The 26642-nt window shown below is 57.4% G+C and carries 25 protein-coding genes; 20 read left to right on the forward strand and 5 right to left on the reverse strand.

Going from position 1 to position 26642, the window contains the following annotated elements; translation table 11 throughout:
• Positions 1-12: 12 nt before the first annotated feature.
• The 4 genes from HY751_12885 to HY751_12900 all read right to left on the reverse strand — a co-directional run bounded on the left by HY751_12885 (position 13) and on the right by HY751_12900 (position 3570).
• Positions 13-1917 (reverse strand): ATP-dependent metallopeptidase FtsH/Yme1/Tma family protein, encoded by a 1905-nt coding sequence (locus HY751_12885; GenBank protein MBI4667291.1) that lies wholly within the window; start codon positions 1915-1917, stop codon positions 13-15.
• A 135-nt stretch (positions 1918-2052) separates the two neighbouring features.
• On the reverse strand, positions 2053-2406 hold the full coding sequence (locus HY751_12890; GenBank protein ID MBI4667292.1) for a LapA family protein: 354 nt from the start codon (positions 2404-2406) through the stop codon (positions 2053-2055).
• A 61-nt stretch (positions 2407-2467) separates the two neighbouring features.
• Positions 2468-2848 carry a hypothetical protein gene (locus HY751_12895; protein ID MBI4667293.1) on the reverse strand — a complete coding sequence of 127 codons (381 nt, stop codon included), beginning with the start codon at positions 2846-2848 and terminating at the stop codon, positions 2468-2470.
• Between the two features lie 20 nt (positions 2849-2868).
• Entirely contained in the window at positions 2869-3570 is a 702-nt protein-coding gene (locus tag HY751_12900) for a hypothetical protein (protein ID MBI4667294.1), read from the reverse strand.
• Between the two features lie 229 nt (positions 3571-3799).
• Here HY751_12900 and folD point away from each other — a divergent pair, with 229 nt between their 5' ends.
• Positions 3800-4657 (forward strand): bifunctional methylenetetrahydrofolate dehydrogenase/methenyltetrahydrofolate cyclohydrolase FolD, encoded by an 858-nt coding sequence (gene folD, locus HY751_12905; protein MBI4667295.1) that lies wholly within the window; start codon positions 3800-3802, stop codon positions 4655-4657.
• Between the two features lie 8 nt (positions 4658-4665).
• On the forward strand, positions 4666-6111 hold the full coding sequence (locus HY751_12910) for an exodeoxyribonuclease VII large subunit (GenBank protein ID MBI4667296.1): 1446 nt from the start codon (positions 4666-4668) through the stop codon (positions 6109-6111).
• A gap of 37 nt (positions 6112-6148) precedes the next feature.
• Here the strand turns inward: HY751_12910 and HY751_12915 are convergent, their stop codons facing one another.
• Positions 6149-7474 carry a hypothetical protein gene (locus HY751_12915; protein MBI4667297.1) on the reverse strand — a complete coding sequence of 442 codons (1326 nt, stop codon included), beginning with the start codon at positions 7472-7474 and terminating at the stop codon, positions 6149-6151.
• A 169-nt stretch (positions 7475-7643) separates the two neighbouring features.
• Here HY751_12915 and HY751_12920 point away from each other — a divergent pair, with 169 nt between their 5' ends.
• The 18 genes from HY751_12920 to gmk all read left to right on the forward strand — a co-directional run bounded on the left by HY751_12920 (position 7644) and on the right by gmk (position 26638).
• Positions 7644-8984 carry a potassium transporter gene (locus tag HY751_12920; protein MBI4667298.1) on the forward strand — a complete coding sequence of 447 codons (1341 nt, stop codon included), beginning with the start codon at positions 7644-7646 and terminating at the stop codon, positions 8982-8984.
• Entirely contained in the window at positions 8981-9637 is a 657-nt protein-coding gene (locus HY751_12925) for a TrkA family potassium uptake protein (GenBank protein ID MBI4667299.1), read from the forward strand. Before HY751_12920 ends, HY751_12925 begins: the two co-directional genes overlap by 4 nt.
• Before the next feature lie 248 nt (positions 9638-9885).
• Positions 9886-10779 (forward strand): 4-hydroxy-tetrahydrodipicolinate synthase, encoded by an 894-nt coding sequence (locus HY751_12930; GenBank protein ID MBI4667300.1) that lies wholly within the window; start codon positions 9886-9888, stop codon positions 10777-10779.
• Between the two features lie 19 nt (positions 10780-10798).
• A complete protein-coding gene (locus HY751_12935) occupies positions 10799-11605 on the forward strand; it encodes a 4-hydroxy-tetrahydrodipicolinate reductase (GenBank protein MBI4667301.1) in 807 nt (268 codons plus the stop codon).
• 27 nt (positions 11606-11632) lie between these two features.
• A complete protein-coding gene (gene guaB, locus HY751_12940) occupies positions 11633-13108 on the forward strand; it encodes an IMP dehydrogenase (GenBank protein ID MBI4667302.1) in 1476 nt (491 codons plus the stop codon).
• Between the two features lie 155 nt (positions 13109-13263).
• Entirely contained in the window at positions 13264-14058 is a 795-nt protein-coding gene (locus HY751_12945; GenBank protein MBI4667303.1) for a prohibitin family protein, read from the forward strand.
• A gap of 199 nt (positions 14059-14257) precedes the next feature.
• Positions 14258-14848: a zeta toxin family protein gene (locus tag HY751_12950; GenBank protein MBI4667304.1), complete on the forward strand. Its 591-nt coding sequence runs from the start codon at positions 14258-14260 to the stop codon at positions 14846-14848.
• A 4-nt stretch (positions 14849-14852) separates the two neighbouring features.
• A complete protein-coding gene (locus HY751_12955; GenBank protein MBI4667305.1) occupies positions 14853-15026 on the forward strand; it encodes a hypothetical protein in 174 nt (57 codons plus the stop codon).
• Positions 15027-15103: 77 nt separating this feature from the next.
• Complete coding sequence (guaA, locus tag HY751_12960) at positions 15104-16642, forward strand: glutamine-hydrolyzing GMP synthase (protein MBI4667306.1); 1539 nt, start codon at positions 15104-15106, stop codon at positions 16640-16642.
• 31 nt (positions 16643-16673) lie between these two features.
• On the forward strand, positions 16674-17792 hold the full coding sequence (locus tag HY751_12965) for a radical SAM protein (GenBank protein MBI4667307.1): 1119 nt from the start codon (positions 16674-16676) through the stop codon (positions 17790-17792).
• 141 nt (positions 17793-17933) lie between these two features.
• A complete protein-coding gene (locus HY751_12970; protein MBI4667308.1) occupies positions 17934-18236 on the forward strand; it encodes an FYDLN acid domain-containing protein in 303 nt (100 codons plus the stop codon).
• Positions 18237-18291: 55 nt separating this feature from the next.
• Positions 18292-19485 carry a hypothetical protein gene (locus HY751_12975; protein ID MBI4667309.1) on the forward strand — a complete coding sequence of 398 codons (1194 nt, stop codon included), beginning with the start codon at positions 18292-18294 and terminating at the stop codon, positions 19483-19485.
• Positions 19486-19567: 82 nt separating this feature from the next.
• Positions 19568-23044: a DNA polymerase III subunit alpha gene (dnaE, locus tag HY751_12980; GenBank protein MBI4667310.1), complete on the forward strand. Its 3477-nt coding sequence runs from the start codon at positions 19568-19570 to the stop codon at positions 23042-23044.
• A 172-nt stretch (positions 23045-23216) separates the two neighbouring features.
• Complete coding sequence (locus tag HY751_12985; GenBank protein ID MBI4667311.1) at positions 23217-23489, forward strand: hypothetical protein; 273 nt, start codon at positions 23217-23219, stop codon at positions 23487-23489.
• A gap of 110 nt (positions 23490-23599) precedes the next feature.
• Positions 23600-24637, forward strand: a complete 1038-nt coding sequence (gene ruvB / locus HY751_12990) for a Holliday junction branch migration DNA helicase RuvB (GenBank protein ID MBI4667312.1) — start codon at positions 23600-23602, stop codon at positions 24635-24637.
• Positions 24638-24730: 93 nt separating this feature from the next.
• A complete protein-coding gene (locus HY751_12995; protein ID MBI4667313.1) occupies positions 24731-25132 on the forward strand; it encodes a hypothetical protein in 402 nt (133 codons plus the stop codon).
• A gap of 7 nt (positions 25133-25139) precedes the next feature.
• A complete protein-coding gene (locus tag HY751_13000; GenBank protein ID MBI4667314.1) occupies positions 25140-26018 on the forward strand; it encodes a YicC family protein in 879 nt (292 codons plus the stop codon).
• A complete protein-coding gene (gmk, locus tag HY751_13005; GenBank protein ID MBI4667315.1) occupies positions 26015-26638 on the forward strand; it encodes a guanylate kinase in 624 nt (207 codons plus the stop codon). The genes HY751_13000 and gmk overlap by 4 nt, the downstream gene beginning before the upstream one ends.
• The last annotated feature ends 4 nt before the right edge of the window (positions 26639-26642 follow it).

Here is a 26642-nt window from a genome sequence, read left to right on the forward strand (position 1 = left end):
GGATGTAAAACCCTACGCTGGTGGAGCCGCCGGAGCCACGTCCGCCGGGGCCGTGGCCACCACATGCCTGGGCCTGCCGTCTCCGCCGGATGGCTGTTGCGGGGCTGGCATCTCTATGCCTTTGGCCGCCAGCCCTTTGCGCACCATCTCCGCTATCTCCGCTCCATCCACCACTTCCACCTCCAACAGCGCGTCGGTGATGGTGTTGAGGATGTCCCGGTGCTCGATCAACAATCCTTTCGCTATCTCATAAGCGTGGGTAACGAAACCCCGCACCTCGTCGTCTATCTCAATGGCGGTGTGTTCGCTGAAATCCCGGTGTTGGGCTATTTCCCGGCCCAGGAAAATCTGCTCCTCCCGCTGTCCGAAGGCCACAGGCCCCAGCTTTTCGCTCATGCCCCATTCGCACACCATCTTGCGGGCAAGGTTCGTGGCCTGCTCGATATCGTTGGAGGCTCCCGTGGTGAACTGGTCTAAAACCGTCTCCTCGGCGGCCCTTCCGCCCATGAGTATCGCCAGCCTGCTGGTCAGGTAATTCCTGGGGTGGGTGTGTTTCTCGTCCACCGGCAACTGCTGGGTGACGCCCAGGGCTCGGCCCCTGGGTATGATGCTTACCTTATGGATGGGGTCGGTGCCGGGCAGCATCAAGGCCACCAGGGCATGACCGGCCTCATGCACGGCGGTGTTCTTCTTCTCTTTTTCGCTGATGATCATGGAGCGCCGTTCGGCCCCCATCATCACCTTGTCTTTGGCGGTCTCAAAATGGCGCATGCTCACCTTGTCGGCGTCCACCCGCGCGGCCAACAGCGCCGCCTCGTTACAGAGGTTCTGCAGGTCCGCCCCTGTGAAACCAGGCGTGCCCCTGGCCAGGACCTTTACATCCACATCGTTGTCCATGGGTATCTTGGACACATGGACTTTTAAAATGGCTTCCCGTCCGCCAACATCGGGCCGGGGCACCACCACCTGCCGGTCGAACCGGCCGGGGCGGAGCAGGGCGGGATCCAAAACGTCGGGCCGGTTGGTTGCCGCTATCACTATGGCCCCCTCGTTGCCCTCAAAGCCGTCCATCTCCACCAGGAGCTGGTTTAATGTCTGTTCACGTTCATCGTGCCCGCCACCCAGGCCCGCGCCGCGATGACGGCCCACCGCGTCTATCTCGTCCACGAAAATTATGCAGGGGGCGCTTTTCTTGGCCTGCTCGAACAAGTCCCTCACCCGGGAGGCTCCCACGCCCACGAACATCTCCACGAAATCCGAGCCGGATATGGAGAAGAACGGCACATTGGCCTCGCCAGCGATGGCCCGGGCCAACAGGGTCTTGCCGGTGCCCGGGGGCCCCATCAGCAGGACGCCCTTGGGGATTTTCCCGCCCAGCTTCTGGAACTTGCGAGGGTCTTTCAGGAAGTCGATTATCTCCTGCAGGTCTTCCTTGGCTTCCTCTATGCCAGCCACGTCTTTAAACGTGGCCTTCTTGGAGCTGTCTGTTATCATCCGGGCCTTGCTTTTCCCGAAGGAGAGCGCCCTGGAGCCGCCGTTTTGCATCTGCCGCATGAAGAATATCCATATGGCGATAAGCAAAACCATCGGGAACCACGATATGAGCACGCTCATGTACCACGGAGTGGACTCGGCCGGCCTGGCCGTAACCTTCACGTTGGCGGCGCGAAGCTCCTTGAACAGCTCCGGATAGTTCATCAGATAAACCTGGAACAGTTTCCCGTCGGAAAACTTGCCCCGGCCCATGTCGCCCTGGATTGTTATGTCCGCCACCTGGCCGTGATCCACCGAATCCATGAACTCGGTGAATGAAAGTTCTTTTATCGTGGTGTGTGGCTGATTAAAAATGTTGTACAAGGCCAGCATCACAAGCCCCACCACCAGCCAGAGGGCAAGATTTTTATAGAACTGGTTCAAACGTCTATCTCCTCAGAGTTTTTAACCCGCGAGGGGCGGGGTTTAAGACACATCTTAAAATTATAATAGCCGCAACGGCCCTTAACAATCAATTTCGGGACGGGGTTCCTGAGGGAGGGGATCCAGAGGCGCTTGTCAATACCGGTTGTCAAAAGAGGAATTGGCCGGCCGGGAGGGTTTGCCGCCGCCCATGTAAAGCGCCGGGTCGTCGCTTATAGGTCTGCTTTTCAAGCCGGAAAGCTCTTCCTCCAGCTTGGCCACCCGCCGGGACAAACGGAAATTCCTGCTTTTCTCACTTATGATGGCCACCGCCCCGGCCACCACCGAAATAGCCGCGCCCAGGCCGAAACACAACGCGGCCATCAGCCACATGGGGGCCGTGTACTGGTAACCGAAAAAGAAGGTCACCCCAACGCTTTGCTGGTTCTGGGCGGCGAAAAGCACAAAAAGGAAAATCACCATCAACCCAAGCACAAGCTTTACGGCCATATATCCCTCCCGCGCCCCGCGCAAGCGGAGCGGCTCCGGAAACTGCCGCGCAAAAAAGCGGTCACGCTCCATTAGACTCTCCACCACCGGAGTTCCCATCGTTTTTCCCGGAACCATCGCTTCCGCCCCGGAGGCGCTCTTTGAATATGCCTCTATCTTCCGAGAGTTCGGTTTTCTTTACGTTGATAGCTTCTTCCGCCCCGGATATTTCCAGTTCCGCCCGGCGGATTTCCTCCACCATGGAGATGATGCCCTCGTCGGCGGCCACCAGCCGGTTGTCCTGAATGGCCCGGAAAGTCATCTCCCCCAGCCTGGTAAGGATGCCGCTACGTTTATTGGAAAAACCGATGATGCGGATTTTCAGTTTTAAAATGGCCCATATCCCGCCAGCCTGGCGGATAAAGAACCCGGCTATTTCAGAAAGCTCGTCCGCTACGCTCATGGCCGCGCCATCCCGCGCCTTCAGTTCTGCTCAGCAGGGGAAGGAGCCGCGGATTGCTCTGGAGAGACAGGCGCTGGTTGGGCATCTTGAGGCGCCGCCTCGCCCGCGGACTCCGCTGGAGCCGCGGGTTTGTACGGCTTGGCCGCCGGAGCTTTCGCCGGAGCGGCGTAAGGTGATACCGCTATGGAGCCCGCCGCGGGCTGGCGCTCCTGGACGCCGCCCAAAGTGACCAGCATGTCTTTCACCTCGTCCCTTAATTTTAAGGCGCGGGGGGTTACCACCGGGTCACCCATGGCGATGGCGCTGTCCAGCGCCACCAGGGTCTTTCTAAGCTCGGAGCGCACCAGCGCTTTCTCCGCCGCCTTGTAGGCTTCCCGTTCAGAGTTGAGCCGGCCGGTAAGTTCGGTCACGTTCTGGTTCATGGCGTCTATCTTGCCGGTAACCCCGGAAACAAGCTTCCATCCCAGAAACACCACCATGGCCACCAGCAGGAAAGCGGCGGCTCCGATTATGGAGCCTGTGGAGAATCCGGAGCCCGAAGAGAATCCGCCGGGTTTTTTCCGGCGCGTTTTCATCTCTCCGGAAAAATCGTAAGGGGTCCTTCCATGCTCCATCTCGTCGGCCATCCGGAACTTGGCGTTCTCTACCATGGGGTCGATAGAAGAGCGGGCCCCTCCGCTGGAGGGCAGGGGCGATTCCGCGGATAAAGGCACATCGGGCATCGGGTGAACCCATTCATCCCGCGTTGGCGGTTTTTTCTTTCGTAACCACATATTCACACCGGTTCTCCCTCAACCCAAAGGCGGATTGTGTTTGACCTCGCCGCCCCGCCCACGGATAATCTTTAAAAAAAACGGATGGATTGGCCTGGGCCTTTCCTCCGGCGACAAAGAAATTATATCTTCGCCTTTGGGGCGGGGTCAATTGAAGACTAGGGAGTTTTAACGAAAAATGGCGGTAATTATAGACGGCAAGGCGGTGGCCGCCTCTATCAGGGTGGAGATCAGGAAAGAAGCGGAGCGGATAAAGGCGGACCGGGGCGAGGAACTGGGCCTGGCCGTGGTGCTGGTGGGGGACAATCCCGCTTCCCACGTTTATGTCCGCCTCAAGGAAAAAGCCTGCCAGGAGGCGGGTATCGTATCGTACAAGCATGAGCCGCATAAAGACATCGCCATGGACGATCTGCTGGGTCTCATAGACAGGCTCAACGCCGACCCGAAAGTGAACGGTATTTTAGTGCAGTTGCCTCTTCCGTCCCATCTGGACGAGAGCCGCGTGCTGGACAGGATACATCCGGACAAGGACGTGGACGGGTTCCATCCCATGAACGTGGGGCTTCTTTCGCAAAAGCTGGCCAAGCTTATGCCCTGCACGCCCGCCGGGTGCGTTGAGCTTCTGGACCGCTACCAGATACCCATAGAAGGCGCCCACTGCGTGGTTGTGGGCCGCTCCAACATAGTGGGTAAGCCGCTGGCCATGATGCTTCTGCACCGCAACGCCACTGTAACCGTGTGCCATTCGCGCACGAAAGACCTGGCCGCAGTCACCTCCCAGGCCGACATTCTGCTGGCCGCCATAGGCAAACCGAAAATGATAACCGCCAACATGGTGAAAGAGGGCGCGGTGGTGATAGACGTGGGCACCAACAAGGTGGACAACCAGATTGTCGGCGATGTGGATTTTGCTGGCGTCTCCGGGAAGGCGAGCCACATAACCCCCGTCCCCGGCGGCGTGGGGCCCATGACCATAGCCATGTTGCTGGAAAACACCCTCACCGCGTACAAGATCCAGCGCGGCCTGCTGGTTTAACTTCCATTATGCCCCTCCTGGACGATGAAGAGGGCGGCAGGCAGGTTTATACTGTCGCCGAGCTGACATCTGAACTGAAAGATGTCATTGAGGGTGGGTTCTCCAGCGTCTGGGTGGAGGGTGAAATATCCAACTTCAAGTTATACCCGTCCGGCCACGCCTATTTCACCCTCAAGGACGAAGAGGCCCAGGTGCGGGCCGTCATGTGGAAAGGCCTGCGTAACCTACTCAAGTTCGAACCGCAGGATGGCGACCATGTGGTGTGCCGGGGCCGCCTTACGGTTTACGAGAAACGGGGAGAGTACCAGCTTTCCGTGGAGGCCATGGAGCCCAAAGGGATCGGGGCGCTCCAGGCCGCTTTCGAGAAGCTGAAGGAGAAGCTGGCCGCTGAAGGGTTGTTCGACCTTGCCCGCAAAAAACCCCTGCCATACATCCCGTGGACCGTGGGGATTGTCACATCCCCCTCCGGCGCCGTCTTGCGCGACATGGTGCGGACCATCAACCGCCGGTTTCCGGGGTTGCGGATAGTGTTCAAGCCTGTGGCGGTGCAGGGGGAAGGCGCGGCCCAGCAGATAGCCGCCGGGATAGCCGAGATGAACGAATACGCGAAGGTGGACGTTATCATCGCGGGGCGCGGGGGCGGCTCGCTGGAAGACCTCTGGGCGTTCAACGAAGAGGTGGTGGCCCGGGCCATAGCGGCGTCCCGCATTCCGGTGGTTTCCGCCGTGGGGCATGAAACCGATTTCACCATAGCCGATTTCGTGGCGGACGTGCGCGCCTCCACCCCCACGGCGGCGGCGGAGATAATCGCCCCGGCCCGGGTTGACGTGGAAGAGGGGGTGGAAGAGTATGTCCGGCGAATGAGTATGGAGCTACGTGACAGGATGGAACGGGGCGCCATGACGGTGGACGACATGGGCGCAAGACTCGCCCGGGCCGGAAGGCAAACGGCCGGAAAGCTCAAAGACAACCTGACGGCGGCTTTGCGGCATCTTCGGGCGTTAAGCCCCAGCGCCCAGCTTGCCCACCGGCGTGAAAGGGTTTTCAATCTGGACCGGCGGCTGGTTTACGGCCTTACCAGGGTTAAAGAGAAAAAGAGCGCCGAAAACGAGAGTTTCATGGTCCGTCTGGCTTCCGCCAGCCCCAGGATGAGGGTTGAAAGCCTTCGGGAAACCCTGGGCAGGCAGGAGGACAGGCTGGACGAAAAACTGGGCGCGTTCATGAAATCGGCCCGCAACAGGTTCTCGATGGCCGCCGGGAAGCTGGACGCGGTGAGCCCCCTAAAGGTGCTGGGCAGGGGGTACAGCATTGTCACCTCGCCCGACGGACGGAAGATAATAAAAAGCGCCGCCTCGGTGAAACCCGGCGATGGCGTGAAAATCCGCTTCGCCGATGGCGAAACCCAGGCGGTAATCAAGAGGGGGGGGGCGCCGAAACAGGAGAATTTGTTTTAAAGCGCCGCGCCATTTCCCTTATGACGCGGCTATGCGCTTATGGGCATTGCACCCACGAATTTGCCACCGGAACATTTGCGGGATTAAACGTTCCTTGAACAAGGCAGGAGTTGCCCGCGCTGGCGTGGAACGAGTAGAAGTTGGGGTTTACGCAGTTATAGGTGATCGTTTGAACCTGCCCCGAAGCTACAATGCCGTATTTATAGTCGTTGCCCAACAGGTTGGCCGGCAAGGCGGTGTCTCCATATTCAGCCCACAGGTTGTACACGGAAATCCCATCCAATCCCAGCGCGACAGGATAGCTTACATCCACGAAAATCTGCCCGGAACCTACGCCCCCGGCCACCACATTTGAGACCGTTACAGTCTGCGGAGTGTTAAAAGAGCATAACGCGCTGAAAGAGGTGGACGCGCGGACCACGTTGTTCTGCAAGTCCCGGATTATGAGGGTGGCGGTATAGGTTCCCGTAAACCTGGGGGAGAAATTGACCGATTGCCCCTGGAAACGGAACATCTTCCCGTTGGGGGAGAGTATCTGCCACCGGTAAGCCAGCGTGTCGCCCGGGTCGGGGTCGTAAGCGTCGCTCGTCAGCGAAACGATGTTGTTTATATACACCGTGGATGGGGAAGCCGACACGTAGTTTATCACCGGCGCGTTCCCCGTGGCGCTGAACTGGTATTCGGCGTAGTCGGTCCCCCCATTGCCGTCGTCCACGGTCAAAGATATGGAATAACTGCCTCCCCTCGTCGAGATGCTTTCGGTAAAAGACGGGTCGTAATAGTATTTGGTGATTCTGCCGTTATAGACCGACCAGAAATAGCTTACCGTGTCTTCCGGGTCGGATTCCTCCACGGTGGCGCTGAAGGTGACCGAATCACCGGGAGAGGGGTTCGAATTGGAAGCGTCTATGCTGATTATCTGTGGCGGGCCGTTCACTTCCAGTTCTATTTCCACCTGGTTGGTTGCGTCCGGCGACAGGTTTACAAATTGTGTGCCGGTGAAAGTGTCGCCATAGATGCTTTGGGCCATCACGTAGAACTGCCTCTCGCCGGGGGTGAGGACCAGGTCCGCCGACAGTGTGTCCAGCGGCAGTTCCATATATACAGGCTCCATGTCCGCGCCGGTAATGTAAAGGCTCACAAGGGTTATGTATGACGGGGCGGAGAATCGGGATGTGGAAGGCGAATTTGCGGCGATACGGCTATATGGGTAGCTTTCCATTCCCTCCGGCCAGGAAACGCCAACCTTTGCTTGGGAGGAGGCGCCTTCCTTGCTCTGGTCGAGGGACACGTTGCATCCGGTGGAAAGAACCATGGCGCCAGCGGCTAACACGGCCATGGCAAAATTATTCAAAACTTTCATAGCTACCCGCCTTCCCATAACTTACAATGCCAATTATACATTTTTTTAAGATGTTCAAAAACCGGTAAAAATGGGCGTAGGCGCGGTAGTGGCCCGTCCTGCCCATCTTTTACAACAACTCCCCGTCTGGTAGAATCCGCCAATCTGTACACTTCGTGAAACTTTGCCGATGAACAGGTTCTTTGACCTTTCGCCCCAGCGGGTGGCTTTGTTCAGCTATTTCTTCCTGATAGCCGCCGGTACGGCCTTGCTGAGCCTGCCCGCTTGCGTCACCAGGCCTATCACCCTGATGGACGCCTTTTTCACCTCCACTTCCGCGGTGGCCGTTACGGGGCTTATAGTTCTGGACACACCAAAGGATTTCACTCCTTTCGGCCAGGGGGTGATTCTTGCCCTTATCCAGATGGGCGGGCTGGGTTACATGACCATCTCAACTTTTCTACTTATCACGCTCCGGCGGAAAATGGGGCATAAGGACAGGCTTGTGCTGGCGGAGTCGCTGAACTATCCGGGCCTTCATGGGCTCACCCGTTTCCTTATAAAAGTGGTGGCGTTCGTGGCGCTGGCCGAAATTCTGGGCGCGGTGGCCCTCACCCTGGCCTTCGCCACAAGGCAAAGACTGCCGGAGGCCATTCTAAGCGGGGTGTTCCATTCCATTTCGGCGTTCAACAACGCCGGATTCTCCACTTATTCCGACAACCTCATGTCGTTCCGGGGTGACCCCGCCATAAACATCATCATCAGCCTGCTTATCATCCTGGGTGGTATCGGTTATTACGTGGTGGACGATATCCACATGGTTTCCACCGGAGCCGCCACCCGGCTGGCGGCGCATACGAAGATAGCCCTGGCCTCCACCCTCTTTTTGATAGTCGCCGGGGCGCTGGGGGTATTAATTCTGGAATACGGACATGTGAAAGGATTATGGGGCTTGCCGCTGTGGGAGAGGGCCTGGGCTTCCTTTTTCACCAGTGTAAGCGCCAGGACGGCGGGGTTTAACACCATTGATTTCAGCGCGCTATCGGAATCCACCCTCTTTTTCGTGATGATCCTCATGTTCATCGGCGCTTCCCCCGGCGGCACCGGCGGCGGCATAAAGACCGTCACCGCCGCCGTTATCGCGTTGCATGTATATAACTTCGTTCGGGGTCGCAGGGAAGTGGTGGTTTTCAAGCGTTCCGTGCGTGAAGAGGCCATGCGGCGCGCCATGGTAATTCTCACCCTGTCTTTCGGGATAACCACCGCTTTCGCCCTGGTGTTGAGCAGGCTGGAGAGCGTACCGGTAGGTGTGGCGCTGTTCGAAGTCATCTCCGCGTTCTCCACGGTGGGTTTGTCGGTGGGGGACGGGGGCGTGTTAAGCCTTTCCGCCAAATTCTCGGATATCGGAAAGCTTATGATAATACTCAGCATGATAATCGGCAGGGTGGGGGTGCTTTCCTTCGCCATTGCCATGCTGGGCAAGAGCCGGGAGAGCAATTTAAAACATCCGGAGGCTACGCTTCTATTATGAAAAACAGGACATTCGGCGTCATCGGGTTGGGAAGGTTCGGGTACCACATGGCTAAAACGCTGGCCGAAGGGGGCGCCGAGGTGATAGCGGTGGACAACGACGAGGGCGTGGTCCGCGAAGTGGGGGAGTTTGTGACCGAGGCCTACGCCCTGGACGCCACCGATGAAAAGGCGCTCAAAGAGAGCGGCATAATAGAGGCGGACACGGTGATAGTGAGCATCGGCGAGAAGGTGGACGCCAGTTTCCTTGTGGTGGCCCTTCTTTTAGGCCTGGGCGTCAAAGACATCATAGCCAAGGGGATAAACCCGCTCCACGGCAAGGCTCTTCTGAAAATGGGGGTGCGGAAGGTGGTTTTCCCGGAGATGGACTCCGCCGTGCGCGCCGCCCACTCGCTTCTGGTGACCGGCCTTTCCAACGAGATTATTTTCGCCCCCGGACACAGTATTTACGAGATAGAGGCCCCCGCCGCCATGAAAGGGCGCACGCTTGCGGATCTGGACCTGCGGGCAAGGTTCAACCTGAACGTACTGCTGATAAAACACAAGGACGGGGGCGTAAAAAGCCCAGGCCCCGGCGACATGATCCAGGATGGCGACAGCCTGCTGGCCATGGGGGATCCAAAGAGCCTGTTAAAGATGGAGGATGATCTTTAACCGCAAGCTGGCCGGAGACCAGGTAGTGTCTTTAGTTTGAAAGCACAGGGGGAGATTCTTCACTTACGCTCAGAATGACAATATAAATGCCGTTGATAACATTGTCATCCTGGGCGAAGCGCAAGCGAAGTGAAGGATCTGTCTGTTATTTGAGATTCAAACTGGGACACCACCGGAGACCAACAAAAATTTTAATAGCGCCCCTTAGTTGATATAATCACCCTCTATTGTGAGATAGGGAGAACGACATGTTATCGGGTTCTTATGTGGCCATAGTCACCCCGTTCAATAACGGCGCTGTGGACGAGGCCACCCTCAAGGCGCTGGTGGGCTGGCATGTGGAGCAGGGAACCAGCGGGATAGTGGCGGTGGGCACCACCGGCGAATCCCCCACCTTGTCCCATGAGGAACACCACAGGGTGGTGGAAATCTGCGTGGAAGCCGCTGGCGGGAGAATACCGGTGATGGCTGGAACCGGCTCCAATTCCACCACCGAGGCGATAGACCTTACCCGGCACGCCAAAAAGTCGGGCGCAAATTCCGTGTTGATCGTGAACCCCTATTACAACAAGCCGACCCAGGAGGGGATATACCGCCACTACATGGCCATAGCCGATGCGGTGGAAATCCCCCAAGTGATATACAACATACCCGGCAGGACCGGCGGCAAGGTGGATGTGTCCACCATGGCCAGGCTGGCGCCGCACAAGAACATCGTGGGCATAAAGGACGCGGTGGGGGATTTGAACTACACTTCAGACCTGATAGCCCGGCTGGGGCCGGAGTTTGCGGTATTCTCCGGCGATGACGCGCTGACGATTCCCATGATGTCTGTGGGGGCCAGGGGTGTGATATCCGTAGCGGCCAACGTGGCTCCGGCCAGGGTGGCGCAGATGGTGGCCGCCATGCTGGAAGGGGATATGGAGAGGGCCCGGGCGGCGCATTTTGAGATGTGGGACTTGATGAACGCCATGTTCTACGAGACAAACCCCATACCCGTTAAAACGGCGCTGGCCATGATGGGCAGGATAAAAGACGAGTTCCGCCTGCCCTTGTGCCAGATGGGCCAGGCCAACCGGGAGCGGTTAAAGGCCGCCCTGATAAAAGCCGGGCTTGTGGCCGAGGACGCGGGCCGGGCCTGAGATTTATTTAGAGGATCAAATGATTAAAGCAATAGTTATCGGATGCGCGGGCCGGATGGGCCGCCGCATTGTGAACGTGATAGAGGAAGCCGGGGGGATTACCGTGTACGGCGGCACGGAGCAGAAGAACAGCCCCTTTGCCGGGCATGATATTGGCGCCGTGGCGGGGCTTTCGGACAAGGGTATAAAAATATCCGCGGACCTCTCCTCCATAATAGGCGGGTGCGACGTGATAATAGACTTTTCGGTTCCCGCCGCCTCGCTGGATCATTTCCTTATGGCGCAGGAAGCGGGCAAGGCCATTGTTATAGGCACCACCGGATTCACCGAGGAGCATTGGAAAACCTTCGACTCCATGGCCAAAAGCGTAAGGGCCGTCATAGCCCCCAACATGAGCGTTGGCGTGAACGTGCTGTTCAAACTGGTGCGCGACGCCGCCCGCATCATGGGGCAAACCTACGACATGGAGATAGTGGAGATGCACCATAACCAGAAGATGGACTCTCCTTCCGGCACCGCCGCCAAACTGGCGGAGATAGCCGCCGAGGCCGTGGGGCGCGACATAAAAAAGGTGGGCGTTTACGGCCGCGAGGGGATAGTGGGCAAGCGCAAGCCCGAGGAGATAGGCGTTATGGCCCTGCGGGGCGGAGACGTGGTGGGGGAACACACAGTGATGTTCGCCGGGACCGGCGAACGGGTGGAGCTTACCCACATGGCCTGGAGCCGGGACAATTTCGCCATGGGCGCCACGCGCGCGGCCAAATGGATTGTTGGCCAGCCCAACGGTATTTACGACATGCAGGCGGTGCTGGGCCTTAACAGGTAATCCCGCCGCCACACCAGAGGTATTCAAATGCTCGACAAGTTCAGGAATATACGCAAGGCGCTCACTTTCGACGATGTCTTGCTCGCGCCCAATTACTCGCAGGTGCTTCCCAACCAGGTGGAGACGAAAACCAGGCTTACCGGCAAGATAACCCTGAACATCCCCATGGTCTCCGCCCCGATGGACACGGTGACCGAGGCTCGGCTGGCCATATCCCTGGCGCTGGAGGGGGGTATCGGCATCATTCACAAGAACCTCCCCATCGAACGCCAGCGCAAAGACGTGGACAAGGTTAAGCGCCACGTGACCGGCATGATTACCGACCCCATCACGTTGGACTCCGCCCAGAAAGTGGGAGACGCTTTCCGGCTGGCGGACAAATACGGCTTCTCCGGATTCCCGGTGACTTCCGGCGGGAAACTTGTGGGCATCCTGTCAAACCGTGACATGCGGTTTGAAACCAGCATGGAAAAGCCTGTGGGCGAGCTTATGACCAAGGAGCGCCTTATTACAGCCCCGGTGGGAACAACGCTGTCGGAGGCTAAAAAGATCCTTCACGCCAACCGGATAGAAAAACTTCTGGTGGTGGATGATAAGGGGGCGCTGGCGGGCCTTATAACCATAAAAGACATCGAGAAAAGCCAGCAGTACCCCAACGCCGCCAAAGACGACCATGGCAGGCTTCGGGTGGGCGGGGCCGTGGGGGTTGGGGCCGACCGGGACGAACGCGCCGCTGAGCTTATCCGCGTGGGGTGCGACCTTGTGGTGATAGACACGGCCCACGGCCACAGCCAGTCGGTACTGGACGCGGTGAAAGCCATCCGCAAAAGGTGGCCGGATATCCAGATAATCGCGGGCAACGTGGCCACCGCCGAGGCGGTACGCGACCTGGCGGAGGCTGGGGCGGACGCGGTGAAAGTGGGTATCGGGCCAGGCTCCATCTGCACCACCCGCATTGTGGCTGGCGTGGGTGTCCCGCAGATAACGGCTGTGAACGACTGCGCCATGGAAGCGGCCAAATATGGCATTCCGGTAATAGCCGATGGCGGAATAAAACATTCCGGCGATATAGTGAAAGCCATCGCCGCCGGGGCCGATTGCGTGATGATTGGCTCCCTTTTCGCCGGGGTGGAAGAGTCTCCGGGGGAGAAGATACTGTACCAGGGCCGGGCGTACAAGGAGTATCGCGGCATGGGTAGCATAGGCGCCATGACCGAGGGTAGCGCGGACAGGTATTTTCAGGACAAAAAGCTTTCCGCCGGGGGCAAACTGGTGCCCGAAGGGGTGGAAGGGCGCGTGCCGTACAAGGGCGACCTGGCTTATGTGGTCCATCAGCTCATCGGCGGGTTGCGCTCCGGCATGGGCTATTGCGGCGCCGGGAGCATCAAGGACTTGAGGGAAAAAGGAAGGTTCATCCAGATAACCGCCTCGGGCCTGCGGGAGAGCCACGTGCACGACGTGCAGATCACCAAGGAGTCGCCTAACTATTCGGTGGAGAAGTGAATCACTGATAATGGGACTCAGGCAAGATAGCCAAAACCATCGAAACGCCTTTGCAACTAATGGAAATGATGCGGGGCTAGCCGGGAAAATGTTCAACCCTGGTAGCCGGATGCGCAGGAATCAGCCCCATCGGGACTAAAAAAGGAGACCGGAAAATGAAGTATGTAGCCATTCCCGTAGTGGCAGGGGTTTTATTGGTGTTCGGCTTGATGTTTTCACCCATCACCACGATCAGCTCGGGGCATCATGGCGTGGTCACCGTTTTTGGAGAGGTGAAAGATGAGGTTCTTACGGAGGGTTTGCACCTGGTGAATCCCCTGGCCAGGGTGATAGAGATCGAAACGCGCACAAGAAAACTGGAAGTGCCGGGTGAAGGGGCCAGCAAAGACCTGCAAACGGTTGGAACGCACGTCGCCGTGAATTACCGGCTCAACGCGGCCTCTTTGTCCACGTTTTACAAGAATATCGGCATGGAGTACGAGGAGCGGATAATGGTTCCTGTAATCCAGGAGTCGTTCAAGGCCATAACGGCCAAGTACACCGCCGAGGAGCTTATCACCCGGCGCGATGAGGTGAAGGACCAGATAACCGCCAATCTGGCCGGGAAGCTGACCCATTCGTCCGGAGGCGGAATAGGGGTTGACGCCATATCCATAACCAATTTCAAATTCTCCAGCGCGTTCAACGCGGCCATCGAGGCCAAGCAGGTGGCCGAACAGGACGCCCTGAAGGCCAAACGGGAGTTGGATAAGGTGAAGATAGAGGCCGAGCAGAAAATAGCCAACGCCAAGGCCGAAGCGGAATCCTTGCGGCTCCAGAAGCAGGAGATAACTCCGGACCTCATCAAACTCCGGGAGATAGAGGTTCAGCGGGCCGCGGTGGAAAAGTGGAACGGCGTTCTGCCCGTATATACGGGTAGCGCCATGCCGTTCATAAATTTAAAGCAGTGAGGCGGCGCGTCAAACCGCCATGCCACGCTTTGCTGAATGCGTGAACGTGTAATATTGTTGAAACAACTCACAGGCGCCAACGGTCTATTAGGTTTTTAAGGAATGAAACAGAGCGGTCACGAAAAAATACTTATCCTCGATTTCGGCTCACAGTACACCCAGCTTATCGCAAGGCTCGCTTGAGGCGCCAGGTTAGCTAATGGAAACGGCGCCAAGGATATTCGTCATCGCCGGGCCGAACGGGTCGGGCAAATCAACATCGGCGCCATTTTTCCTTCGAGAACTGTTCGGGATACTAACCTATGTTAACGCCGATGCCATTGCGTCAGGGCTTTCCGCCTTCGCTCCGGAGCGTGAGGCGATTGAAGCGGGAAGGATAATGTTGCGGCAAATACATCGCCTACGGGGTGAAAAAACCGATTTTGCTTTCGAAACAACCTTGGCTTCAAGAAGTTACGCGCCATGGCTCAAGTCCGCCAGAGCCGAAGGGTATGAAATTTACATTTTATTTTTATCGCTACAATCGCCGGAAGCGGCATTGTCCAGAGTGGCCGAACGTGTCAGGCTTGGCGGGCATGACATCCCGCGCGATGTTGTGATCCGGCGGTTTCACCGAGGACTGGGCAATTTTTTCAATCTGTACCTTCCCGTGTGCGACCGGTGGTTTCTTTTGGACAACTCTAATTCGACTGGCCCGGTTATAATAGCCAATGGTGGGAAACAAATTCCCTTGAAGGTGGAGGAACCGGAAACCTTCGATTATTTGAAAGGCAAATATGGAGCCGGATAATTCCGTGGAAACAACGGAGCCGCGTAAGGAAGTCACAGCCGAGGAAGTGTTATCCGCCGCGCGTGAAGCGGTGCGTCATGCGTTAATATTGCATAAAAAGCTGGGCAACCCCATTTGCGAATGGCGCGAGGGAAAAGTGGTGTGGATTCAACCCGAGGATATAAAGATACCCGGATGAGTAAATGTATAGTAATGAGCGCCTGCGAAATGTTCGAATGACGCTACATTTTTTGTTAAAGGCTTGAACTAAAAAATATGACGCAACACGAAAAAATACTTATCCTCGATTTCGGCTCGCAGTACACACAGCTTATCGCCCGCAGGGTGAGGGAGGCGCGAGTTTATTGCGAGATACATCCATACAATATCCCGTTTTCGAAAATAAGGGAGTTCGGCGCGCGGGGGATAATCCTCTCCGGGTCGCCAAGCTATGTCACCGCCGAGGACGCGCCCCTGGTTGAAAAGGAGATTTTCGGTCTGGGCGTCCCGGTGCTGGGGATATGTTACGGGATGCAGTTGATGACCCATCTTCTGGGCGGCGCCGTGGCAAAGTCCGCCTATCGCGAGTACGGCCCGGCCAGGCTGGTTTGCGGGGTGGACACCGGCTTGTTCGACGGCATGGCCGCCGAGCAGGACGTGTGGATGAGCCATGGGGACCGCATCGAGCGGGCGCCCGAAGGCTTCATTGTAATAGGTTATACGCAAAATTCCCCCATCGCGGCCATGAGGCACAAGGAAAAACCGTGGTACGGCATCCAGTTCCATCCCGAGGTGGCCCATACCCCCAACGGGATGGAGATGCTGGAGAATTTCGTTTACAGGATATGCGCCTGTTCCGGGGACTGGACCATGCGCTCTTTCGTAAAAGACCAGGTGGCCCATTTGAAAGAGCGCGTGGGCGACAGCCACGTGATATGCGCCCTTTCGGGCGGGGTGGACTCGTCGGTGACGGCGGTTCTCCTGCACGAAGCCATTGGCGACAAGCTCACCTGCATATTCGTGGATAACGGCCTTCTGCGGGAAGGGGAAGCCGAGAAAGTGATGTCCACTTACGCGGGTCATTTTAAGATCAAAGTGATCAAGGTGGACGCCTCGAACCTGTTCCTGTCTAAACTTGCTGGCATTACAGACCCGCAGGAGAAACGCAAAATCATCGGCCCGGCCTTTGTGGACATTTTTGTGGATGAGGCCGCCAAACTTACAGACGTGAAATTCCTGGCCCAGGGAACGCTCTACCCTGACGTGATAGAGTCCATAAGCTTCAAGGGCCCGTCCGCGGTGATAAAAACCCATCACAACCTGGCGCTGGGCGACAGGCTCAACCTGGGGCTTATCGAGCCACTGCGGGAGCTTTTCAAGGACGAGGTGCGGGCGCTGGGTGAAGAGCTGGGCCTGCCCCGCGAAATGGTATGGCGCCACCCGTTCCCCGGCCCGGGGCTGGCCATCCGCGTAATCGGGGAAATAACCAGGGAGCGGCTGGCCATCCTGCGGAGGGCCGACGTGATTATACTCGACGAGCTGAAAAAGGCAGGATTGTACGACTCGGTTTGGCAGGCCTTCGGCGTCCTTCTGCCGGTGAAATCCGTGGGGGTGATGGGGGACGAGCGCACATACGAAAACGTCATAGCCATCCGGGCGGTCACCAGCCGCGACGCCATGACGGCGGACTGGGCCCAACTGCCGTACGATGTGATGGGCAAAATGTCCAACCGCATCATCGGCGAGGTGCGGGGGGTGAACCGGGTGGTTTACGACATAACCACAAAACCGCCCGGAACCATCGAGTGGGAGTAAACCCCGCCGCGCCATCTTCCGATATGTCTATATGACCCCAAAAGACGAACTGGCCAAACGGGGAGTGGAAGATGGCTCCCACGCCTTCACGGGCCCCTATGGCATCCAGGTGGGCCTGACGGGCTACTGTAATTACCAGTGCGAGTTCTGCTTTTCTTTCAGCCACAGGCGGCCCGAAAACCTTCCGCCCGCCGAAAACCACCCTCAACTATCCCCGGAGAGTTTTAATTCACTGGTCCGGGAAGCGGCTGAAATGGGGGTGGAGCAGATTTCCATCGTAGGTGTGGGGGAGCCTTTCCTGCATCCGTCCATCATGGATTTCATCTGCCTGGTGAAAAGCCTGGGTATGCGGTGCATGGTGACCACCAACGGGTCGTTGCTTAAGCCCCAGGTGGTGGAGCGGATAATTGAAACCGGGGTGGACATAATAAACGTATCCTTCAACGCAAGCTCTGAAAAAACATATGGATTCATACACGGTTCCGGGTCGGCCCGGTTCTTCAACCCCATAGTTGATAACCTGGCCTACATGAAAACGCTTAAGGAAAAATTGGGGGCCGGCGCACCGAAACTCTCCATCCGGTTCGTGTTATCCAAAACCAACCTGGGCGAGATGGGCGACTGGATGGACCTGGCGTTGAGCCTTGGGGCCCAGGAACTGGTCGTCCAGAAGATAGCCCCCCCGTTCTTCGCTCCGGATTTGGCGCTGGGGGAAGAAGACGAAAAAACGGCGCTGTCGGCCATCGGAAAAAGGGAGGAGCCTCTCCGGAAGGTTGTTTTAAAATCCAACATAGGATTTATAGTAAAGGCCTTCCCCTGGGTTGCGGGGGGAAATGATCTCACGAAATACCGGGATTTGCTATCGGGCGGCTTCTACAAGCGATATCCATGCCTGGTGGGCTGGACATACGTTATGATTTTAGAGGATGGCTCGGTACGGCCATGCTGTTATTGTGGAACCAACATGGGGAATATTAACAGCGCCAGGTTCTCGGAAATCTGGAACGGCGAAATATATCATAGGTTTCGGGAGAAATCCATCCGGTTGCCGCAGGAGCCGGATGGGATAACCGGGTGTGTGTGCCACTCCGGTTGTGGCTCGGTAATGGAGAATATCAGGGCAATGGAGAAGCTGGATTTGAAATTCTGAACGAAACCACAATGTCGTATTTTGCAACATGCAAAAGCGCACTTGAGTTGAAGGCAAAATTTAGTTGCCTTTTTGATTCACATTAGGTATCACTAACACGGTGTTTCCAAACGTCTTGGACGGTTAATTAACGGAAGGCATATGTCTCATCCCAAGTACGGTGACAAATTCACCTGTTATAGTTGCGGCACGAAGTTTTACACTATGAAAAAACCGGAGCCGCTATGCCCGAAGTGCGGGGCGGACCAGCGCAAGGCCCCGAAAAAACCTTCCGCCAAATCGGCTCCCAAGCCTTTGGTGCCGGATGAGTTTGAGGGTGAGGAAGAAGAGGCGCCGTTGCTGGACGAGGACGTGGAATCGTTCGGCTTCGATGAGGATGAGGAAGGTTTTGAGCCTGGCGGGGGGAACCTTATAGTGGATGACATGCCCGATGAAGATTACTAGCGTCCGGCTGGAGCGTGGCCATTTGTCCCGGTTTCCCGGGGCATAGGTCGGCAAGATGTCGGATTTCCTTGACTCCAGCGGGCTCAACATACCCCTTCCCCCCGAGATCACCATCCATCATTGCAAGAGCATAGCCGCCACAGCGATTAAAACTTTCGCCGCCAACCTGAACAAGGCCATGGACGACGCGCTGGCGGAGGCGGATCCCAAGCTCTCCCCGTTCCTGCGCAAATATACCCAGATAGCCATGCGCGACGCGCTGATCAAGACCATGGATTCCGTGGAGCGCGAAGCGGCCAAGAAGAACCGCGAATGCGCCAACGCGGTGGGTGAGGAAATCAAGAAGATAGTGGAGATGGTGGAGATCGAGAGGCTCCGGTCGGACCATTTCGGACGCATAATGATCCGCCAGATCGAGGACTATTTTCCGCTCCGTCACGACATTTACCTGAATATCCGAGTGCGGCAGGAGCATGTGAAGGGGGTTGTGCCCCGACAGATCATCGGCGGGTTCCTGCAGGTGATAAAAAACGTTTACGGGGCCGATTTTCTGACCGACAGGGAAGACGAGTCCCATTCAATTGTGAAAAAGTACCAGACCAAGATCCGCGTTACCAACTGGAACGGCGTGTTCAACGACGATGGCGCCAAGAGGATAATCCGCGAGATTTTCTCCGATACTCTGAAGATGCGCCTGGTGGGGCGCAACAGGGGCTGGTTTATGAGCATGATCAAGGACGGCAAGAGCTACCGGGAGATGCGGAGGGATTTCGACGACGAGGACTACACCATCCTCATGCGCGTCATGTTCCTCAACCAGGAAGACATGCGGGCCTCGGGCAGGCGGATAGCGGCCTTGTCGGACAAGTTTTACGCGGGGGATCCCGAAGGTTCCGCCGAGGCGTTCGAGACGCTAAACAACATAATAAACTCCATCGCCAAGGAGAAACGGGACCTGTTCGTGCTACAACTCATCCATCAGCGGATGCTGGAGCCTCATATAGTAGGGTTTGCCCTGAAGTTCCGTTACCAGGGGCAGAAAAGCCTCTGGGAGGGGCTCAAAGACGAGATGGAATGGGTGGCCCATGAGCTTCTGGAGAGGGCGAGATGGTTCAAGAACCTGCCGGACACCAAGGACCCGGACGCGCAAACGGCCTATTTCAAGAATAAAGACGAGGCCAACCGGCAGTATGTGCAGACCCGGCAGGCCCTCACAGCGCTAGAATACCCGGAGATCCGCGATGTGTGAGCGGAACCTGCGCGCCATGCCTTGCCTGCTTTAGGCCCCGGCCCCAGTTCTGCCATAAGGGATTGACCGTCCGGAGATGTCCATGAAACACAGCGAATTCGTCCATCTGCATCTGCACAGCCAATACAGCCTTCTGGATGGCGCCATCCAGTTCGACAGCCTGCTGGATAAAGTCACCCAATGCGCCATGCCCGCCGTGGCGGTTACCGACCATGGGGTGATGTTCGGCGCGGTGGAGTTTTTCAACGCCGCCATAAAAAAAGGGGTGAAACCCATCATAGGGTGCGAGGTTTACATCGCCCCCGGTTCCCGGTTTGAAAAGGGGCCCGGCTCCGCGGATCCTTACGCCGAGAGATATTATCACCTGGTTCTGCTGGCCCAGAACAAGAAGGGCTACCAGAACCTTTGCAAGCTCGTCACCGCCGGATTCATGGAAGGGTTCTACCACAAACCCCGGGTGGACAAGGATCTTCTTGCGGCCAACTCCGACGGGCTCATAGCCCTTTCAGCCTGCCTGTATGGCGAAGTGGCGCGCAACCTTGCCGCAGGAGCGCACGAACAGGCAAGGCAGGCCGCGGGTTTTTACAAAGAGGTTTTCCCGGACAGGTTCTATCTGGAGTTGCAGGATCACGGCATGGCCAGCCAGCGCAACGTGAACCGGCTCATGATACCCCTTGCCAAAGAGATGGGCTTGCCGCTGGTGGCAACCAACGACGCCCATTACCTCAACCGGGAGGATTCCGCCGCCCACGACGCCCTGTTGTGCATAGGAACCGGCAAGAACATATCGGACGAGAACCGGCTCCGTTATGAGGGAGACCAGTTTTACGTTAAAACCCCCGAGGAGATGCAGGCCCTTTTCAGGGACGTGCCCGAGGCCCTCTCCAACACCATCCGCATAGCCGAGGAGTGCAATTTCACCTTCGATACGGGCAAGTATCACCTGCCCCGGTTTCCCATCCCCGGCGACACCACCATAGACGAATACCTGGAGCAGGTGGCCTCCCACGGGCTGGAGTTGCGGTTTATCCAGTCGGCCCGGTCCGGCAGGCCCATCAGCGATGAAAAACAGGCGGAATATAAAAAACGGCTCCAGTGGGAATTGCAGACCATCGGCAAGATGGGGTTTCCGGGCTATTTTCTTATAACGTGGGATTTCATACGGTTCGCCCGGGAACGGGGGATACCCGTGGGGCCCGGGCGCGGTTCGGCGGCGGGCTCCATGGTGGCTTACGCGCTGAGGATAACCGACCTGGATCCCATCGAGTACAACCTCATATTCGAACGCTTCCTTAACCCGGAGCGCATATCCATGCCCGATATAGACATAGACTTTTGCATGGACAGGCGCGAGGAGGTCATAAATTACGTCAAGGACAAGTACGGCGGCAAGGATTTCGTGTCGCAGATAATTACCTTCGGCACCATGAAGGCCAAGGCCGTGGTGCGCGATGTGGGCCGGGTGATGGGCATGCCTTACGCCGAGGTGGACAAGATAGCCAAGCTCATCCCCAACGACCTGAAGATGACGCTGGACAAGGCGCTGAAGCAGGAACAGAAGCTTGCTGACATGGTGGCCGCCAACCCCCAGGTGGCGCGCCTGTTCCAGCTTTCAGGCACGCTGGAAGGCACCGCACGGCACGCATCAACCCACGCCGCCGGGGTGGTGATAAGCCCGGAGCCGCTCACAACCTTCATGCCCCAGTTCAAGTCCGGCGACGATGTGACAACCCAGTTCCAGATGACCGACATCGAGAAGCTGGGCCTGTTGAAAATGGATTTCCTGGGCCTGCGCACCCTAACGGTGTTGAGCAACACCGTTAAACAGATTAAGGCCGGGAAAGACCCGGATTTCGACCTGGACACCATCCCATTGGGAGACAAGAAAACCTTCCAGCTGTTAGGCGCGGCCCAAACCCTGGGCGTGTTCCAGCTGGAGTCTTCGGGAATGCGGGACCTGATCCGCAAGATGAAACCCACCGATTTCTTCGACATCATCGCCCTGGTGGCGCTGTACCGCCCAGGCCCCATAAACTCCGGCATGGCCGACCAGTATGTGCGCCGGAAACACGGGCATGAGAAAGTGGAGCTACCCTTCCCGGCTTTGGGCTCCATTCTGCAGGAGACCTACGGCGTTATCGTTTACCAGGAACAGGTGATGAAAATCGCCAACGTCCTTTCCGGCTTTACGCTGGCCCAGGCCGACACCCTGCGAAAAGCCATGGGCAAAAAGGACGCGGGGCTTATGGCCAACCTGCGGGACAAGTTCATAGACGGCGCCGCCGGGAATGGATACAACCGGGAGAAGGCGGAGGCGCTGTGGGGGCAGATAGAGAAATTCGGCGAGTATGGGTTCAACAAGTCCCACTCCGCCTGTTACGCGCTGGTGGCATACCAGACAGCCTACTTGAAAGCCCATTTCCCTGCGGAATACATGGCCAGCCTGATAACCTCGGAAATGGACAACACCGACAAGGTGCTCCGCTATATACAGGAGTTGCGGGACATGGGCATCCGGGTGCTTCCGCCGGACGTGAATGAGTCCATGAGCGATTTTACTGTGACGCCGGAGGGCATCCGGTTCGGCCTCGCGGCCGTGAAAGGGGTTGGAGCCTCGGCGGTGAACGCCATGATAGCCGCCAGGGAGAAGGAAGGCAGGTTCACTACGTTGTTGGGTTTCCTCGAATCGGTGGACTCCCAGCCGGTGAACAAACGGACGCTGGAGGCGCTGATAAAGTGCGGCGCGTTCGATTCCACGGGCAATACCCGGGCCGCTTTGATGGGCGGGCTGGAGGAGTCGCTGGCGGCGGCGCAAAAAACACTGCGTGACCGGGAGGTGGGCCAGTTCTCCATATTCGGAGGAATGGGGGCGGCCGAGGCGATAGAGCCGGCCATCTCGAAGGTAAAAGACCTGCCCGAATGGCCCGAGAAGGAGCGGCTGGCCTACGAGAAGGAAGCCTTGGGGTTCTATATCTCCGGCCATCCGTTAAACTCCAAGGCCCGCGACCTGAAAATACTCTCAAACTTCAACGCCTCCACCATAGAGAACGCCACCCATAAAGCGGAAGTGCGTATAGGCGGGGTGGTGGTTGCCAAAAGGACCCAGAGCACCAAGAAGGGGGACACCATGGCCTTCCTTACCCTCGAAGACCTGCACGGCGTTGTGGATGTGACGGTATGGCCCGATGTGTACGCCAAGAGTCTGGACATTCTCGACAAAGACGAACCGGTGTTCATAAAAGGCGCCGCCGAGGTGGATGACGAGGGAGGGGTTAAGATAATCGCCCAGGAGATATTGACCTTCGACGCCGCCAAGGCCAATTTCACCAACTCCGTGAAAGTCACCATGTCGTCGCCGGGGCTGGAGGAAGAGACCCTGCGGGAGCTCAAGGGCCTGTGCGAGAAGCACCGGGGCAAATGCGCGGTGACACTGCAGTTCATCGTGCCGGGCAAGGGGGAAGTCACTTTGCGCGCCGGGGGGGTGACGGTGAACCCTACGGAGAAATTCATCCAGTCGGTGGAGGAGCTTTTAGGGGAGGATTCTGTTTACCTGGAGTAAGCCCCCCGCCCGCCGCCATAAAGCCTCGCCAAAACCTTCCGATAAGTAATTATGAAGGGCTGACCGCCCGTAAAGGATGGTGATTGGCATGTTATTGAAATCACTAAAACCAACGGCGCTCTTCGATTCGATAGCGCATGCATCGCCCGCCAATAGTTATATTGGAGGCAAGTTGGGGGCAAAGCCTGCCGGAAAGGTTCCGGCGGGGCCAAAACCCCTGGTGGCCGACAGGGTGGACTTGCTTGGCGAAAAAAAGCCTTCCGGCCTGGCGGTTAATTCGCCTGTCGGGACGGTTTACGATTATGACGTGTCCGATTACCACCAGCTGGTGGTAAAGGTTGTGAACGCGCAAAACCGCGCCGAGGTGGTGCGACAGTATCCATCTGAAGAGTCGCTGAGTTTGAAGGACGCTTACAGGAGATTCCTGAAGCTCATAGGGATGTAACGGGGTTTTCCCCGGGAAGGGGCCTGCCCACGGGCAAGCCACCCTCCCGGAGGGCTCCGTTTCATTTTTCTTGGGGGAGCGTACGGGCCTTTAGCCTATAATAAACCCCCATGCGGCAAGACCATATCAGCGATCCAGCTCCAGAATCCCCCGAGGAAACCAGGTTCGACATGACCCTGCGCCCATCAAGCCTGGGCGAATATGTGGGGCAGAAAGCCTTAAAAGAAAGCCTGGAAATATTCATAAAGGCGGCCCTTAACCGGGGCGAGCCGTTGGACCACTGCATTTTCTACGGCCCGCCGGGATTGGGAAAAACCACTCTGGCGAACATAATTTCCCGCGAGATGGGGGCGCAATTGCGGGTTACCTCAGGCCCAATTTTGCAAAAGGCGGGCGACCTGGTGGCCATCCTCACCAATCTTCAGGAAGGGGACCTGCTTTTCATAGATGAGATTCACCGGTTGAATCCCGCCGTGGAGGAGGTGTTGTACCCGGCCATGGAAGATTTCCGGGTGGACATCGTGATAGGCCAGGGCCCAGCGGCGCGATCCATTAATTTGACACTCCCCAGGTTCACCTTGGTGGGGGCCACTACCCGGGCAGGGTTATTGGCCTCGCCCCTCCGGGACAGGTTCGGTATAAGCCACCGGCTGGATTTTTATAGCCGTGAGGAGCTGATGACCATCCTCAAAAGGTCGGCGAAATTATTGAACATAGAGTTAGGCGAAGAAGGGTCGGGGGAGATAGCCTCCCGGAGCCGGGGCACGCCCCGGATAGCCAACCGCTTGCTCCGCAGGGTAAGGGATTACGCCGAGGTGAAAGCCGGAGGCTCCATAACAAAAGATGTCGCCGATGCGGCCCTAACTATGCTGGAGGTGGACAAGCTGGGGCTGGACAAGATGGACCGGCGGCTTCTTTCCATCATTGTGAACACTTTCGGCGGCGGCCCCGTTGGGATAGAAACCCTTGCGTCGGCCATCCATGAGTCCGCCGACACCATCGAGGACGTTTACGAGCCTTTCCTTATTCAGGAGGGGCTCATCCAACGGACGCCTCGGGGCAGGGTGGCTTCCGGCGCCGCCTACCGGCACCTGGGGCTGACGGAAACCGCCGGTAGAGAGGGCAAAAGCCTGCGGCTACCCCTTTAACCGGTAAAAAAAAGCCAGCTTCCGTAATCCTTAATTTTTCTTTAAAGCCGGGGGGTTGCTGTATAATCATTGCCTAATCTTTGTTATACATCTATGGAAAAAAAATTAGTTTATTCAACTAAAGCCCCCCGTCCAGTGGGCGCGTATTCGCAGGCGGTAATAATCGGCGACATGATTTATACCGCAGGCCAGCTGGGGCTGGATCCTGTCACGGGCAAGCTTATGGGGACTGATATTGAATCCCAGGCCCGGCAAGCCCTGGCCAACTTGGAGGCGGTGATCTCCGAGGCGGGGGCGTCTCTCAACGAGGTGGTGAAAACCACCATTTACCTTGTGGACTTGTCTCATTTTCCCGTGGTGAATGAGCTTTACGGATCCATATTCAGGGCGTCACCGCCGGCAAGGACCACTGTGCAGGTGGCGGCCCTTCCGTTGGGCGCCTTGGTGGAAATCGAGATGATAGCCTATCTGCCCGACGGGTCGGCGTCGTTTTAGGAGGCCAATGGCGCGATCCATGACCGGTTATGGCCGGGTTGAAACTGAGATAGACGGCAGAAGGGTGGTGGTGGAGGCCCGTTCGGTGAACCACCGGTTCCTGGAAGTTAACGTTAAGAGTCCGGCACGGGTGTTCCCCTTGGAGGAGTCCGTCCGCCAGTGGGTGAAGGCGAGGTTCGCCCGGGGGTATTTCGACGTGATCATTTCCGTCCCGCCAAATGGCCAGTCCGCTGGCGCGGTCAAGGTTAACGATGAACTGCTTACAGGCTACCTTCGCGCCGCCGAGGAGCTTTCGAAACGGTACGGAGTGGCTTATCCACCGGCATTCGGCGACCTTGTGCAGGTGAAAGACCTGTTTGCGCCCGCGGCGGAGGATTTTTCACTGGAGAAAAAATGGGGCGAGTTGGAGGCTCCAATCCTTGACGCGCTCGGCCAGCTGGACAAAGCCCGCCAGACCGAGGGCGAAAACACAGTCAACGATGTGAGGGCCCGATTTTCCCGGATCAGGGAGCTTTTGGCCAAAGTCAGCGTCGAGAGTGTCAACTCGGCGGCGGAACGGTACGAAAAACTGCGAGGCAGGCTGGCCAAGCTTTTGAAGGACGCGGAGATGGAGGAGTCCCGGCTGGCCCAGGAAGCGGCTTTGCTGGCGGACAGGAACGACATATCCGAAGAGCTGGAAAGGCTGACCAGTCATTTAAAACAGGTGGAAGAGCTTTTCGGGCTTGCCGAGCCGCTGGGCCGGAAGCTGGAGTTTTACCTGCAGGAGATGAACCGGGAGATAAACACCATCGGCTCCAAATCGGTATCCACCGAGATAACTTTTATCGTGGTGGAGGTCAAGGGCGAGATGGAGAAGATCCGCGAACAGGCGCAGAACCTGGAATGACCGGGCATGCCGACCAGAAACAGGGGGTGCTGATAGTCCTCAGCGCCCCATCCGGCGCCGGGAAGACCACGGTGGCCAACAAGCTGTTGAAGGCCGTGCCAGGGCTGGAGCGTTCCATATCCCACACCACCCGGCCCATCCGGCCCGGCGAGAAAAACGGGGTGGACTACCATTTCGTCACTAAAAAAGAGTTTGAGGGGATGGTGGCGCGGGACGAATTTATAGAATGGGCCGAGGTTCATGGCAACCTTTACGGCACCGCCTTCGCTAACATAGACGACGTGGTGCTGAAGGAGAAAAAAGACCTTTTACTGGTGATAGACGTGCAGGGCGCCAGGACATTGTCGCGCCGGGGGGTGGAGTTTTGCTCCATTTTCCTGATGCCGCCTTCACTGGAGGAATTGAAGCGGCGGCTTGCGGGCCGCGGGTCGGATCCGGCGGAAGTGATGGAGCTTCGGCTCCGCAACGCCATGGACGAGGTGGCCGAGATGGGCTCGTTCGATTACACGGTTATAAATGGCGATCTGGACCAGGCCGTGGCCGAAGTGGCGGCCATTATCACCGCCGAACGTTTGAAAACAAAGAACCGGGGGCTGGTTTTCCCGGATTTTAACCGTTGATGAA

Source organism: Nitrospinota bacterium (assembly GCA_016208975.1).
Lineage (GTDB): Bacteria > Nitrospinota_A > UBA7883 > UBA7883 > JACRLM01 > JACQXA01.

Coding starts and splice junctions, on each gene's coding strand:
- HY751_12900 (MBI4667294.1), bottom strand. CDS start 3,570: ATGCCCGATGTGCCTTTATCCGCGGAATCGCCCCTGCCCTCCAGCGGA.
- guaB (MBI4667302.1), top strand. CDS start 11,633: ATGCTCGACAAGTTCAGGAATATACGCAAGGCGCTCACTTTCGACGAT.
- guaA (MBI4667306.1), top strand. CDS start 15,104: ATGACGCAACACGAAAAAATACTTATCCTCGATTTCGGCTCGCAGTAC.
- HY751_12930 (MBI4667300.1), top strand. CDS start 9,886: ATGTTATCGGGTTCTTATGTGGCCATAGTCACCCCGTTCAATAACGGC.
- HY751_12965 (MBI4667307.1), top strand. CDS start 16,674: ATGACCCCAAAAGACGAACTGGCCAAACGGGGAGTGGAAGATGGCTCC.
- gmk (MBI4667315.1), top strand. CDS start 26,015: ATGACCGGGCATGCCGACCAGAAACAGGGGGTGCTGATAGTCCTCAGC.
- HY751_12950 (MBI4667304.1), top strand. CDS start 14,258: ATGGAAACGGCGCCAAGGATATTCGTCATCGCCGGGCCGAACGGGTCG.
- dnaE (MBI4667310.1), top strand. CDS start 19,568: ATGAAACACAGCGAATTCGTCCATCTGCATCTGCACAGCCAATACAGC.
- ruvB (MBI4667312.1), top strand. CDS start 23,600: ATGCGGCAAGACCATATCAGCGATCCAGCTCCAGAATCCCCCGAGGAA.
- HY751_12890 (MBI4667292.1), bottom strand. CDS start 2,406: ATGGCCGTAAAGCTTGTGCTTGGGTTGATGGTGATTTTCCTTTTTGTG.
- HY751_12995 (MBI4667313.1), top strand. CDS start 24,731: ATGGAAAAAAAATTAGTTTATTCAACTAAAGCCCCCCGTCCAGTGGGC.
- HY751_12910 (MBI4667296.1), top strand. CDS start 4,666: ATGCCCCTCCTGGACGATGAAGAGGGCGGCAGGCAGGTTTATACTGTC.
- HY751_12970 (MBI4667308.1), top strand. CDS start 17,934: ATGTCTCATCCCAAGTACGGTGACAAATTCACCTGTTATAGTTGCGGC.
- folD (MBI4667295.1), top strand. CDS start 3,800: ATGGCGGTAATTATAGACGGCAAGGCGGTGGCCGCCTCTATCAGGGTG.
- HY751_13000 (MBI4667314.1), top strand. CDS start 25,140: ATGGCGCGATCCATGACCGGTTATGGCCGGGTTGAAACTGAGATAGAC.
- HY751_12925 (MBI4667299.1), top strand. CDS start 8,981: ATGAAAAACAGGACATTCGGCGTCATCGGGTTGGGAAGGTTCGGGTAC.
- HY751_12920 (MBI4667298.1), top strand. CDS start 7,644: ATGAACAGGTTCTTTGACCTTTCGCCCCAGCGGGTGGCTTTGTTCAGC.
- HY751_12975 (MBI4667309.1), top strand. CDS start 18,292: ATGTCGGATTTCCTTGACTCCAGCGGGCTCAACATACCCCTTCCCCCC.
- HY751_12895 (MBI4667293.1), bottom strand. CDS start 2,848: ATGAGCGTAGCGGACGAGCTTTCTGAAATAGCCGGGTTCTTTATCCGC.
- HY751_12945 (MBI4667303.1), top strand. CDS start 13,264: ATGAAGTATGTAGCCATTCCCGTAGTGGCAGGGGTTTTATTGGTGTTC.
- HY751_12915 (MBI4667297.1), bottom strand. CDS start 7,474: ATGAAAGTTTTGAATAATTTTGCCATGGCCGTGTTAGCCGCTGGCGCC.
- HY751_12935 (MBI4667301.1), top strand. CDS start 10,799: ATGATTAAAGCAATAGTTATCGGATGCGCGGGCCGGATGGGCCGCCGC.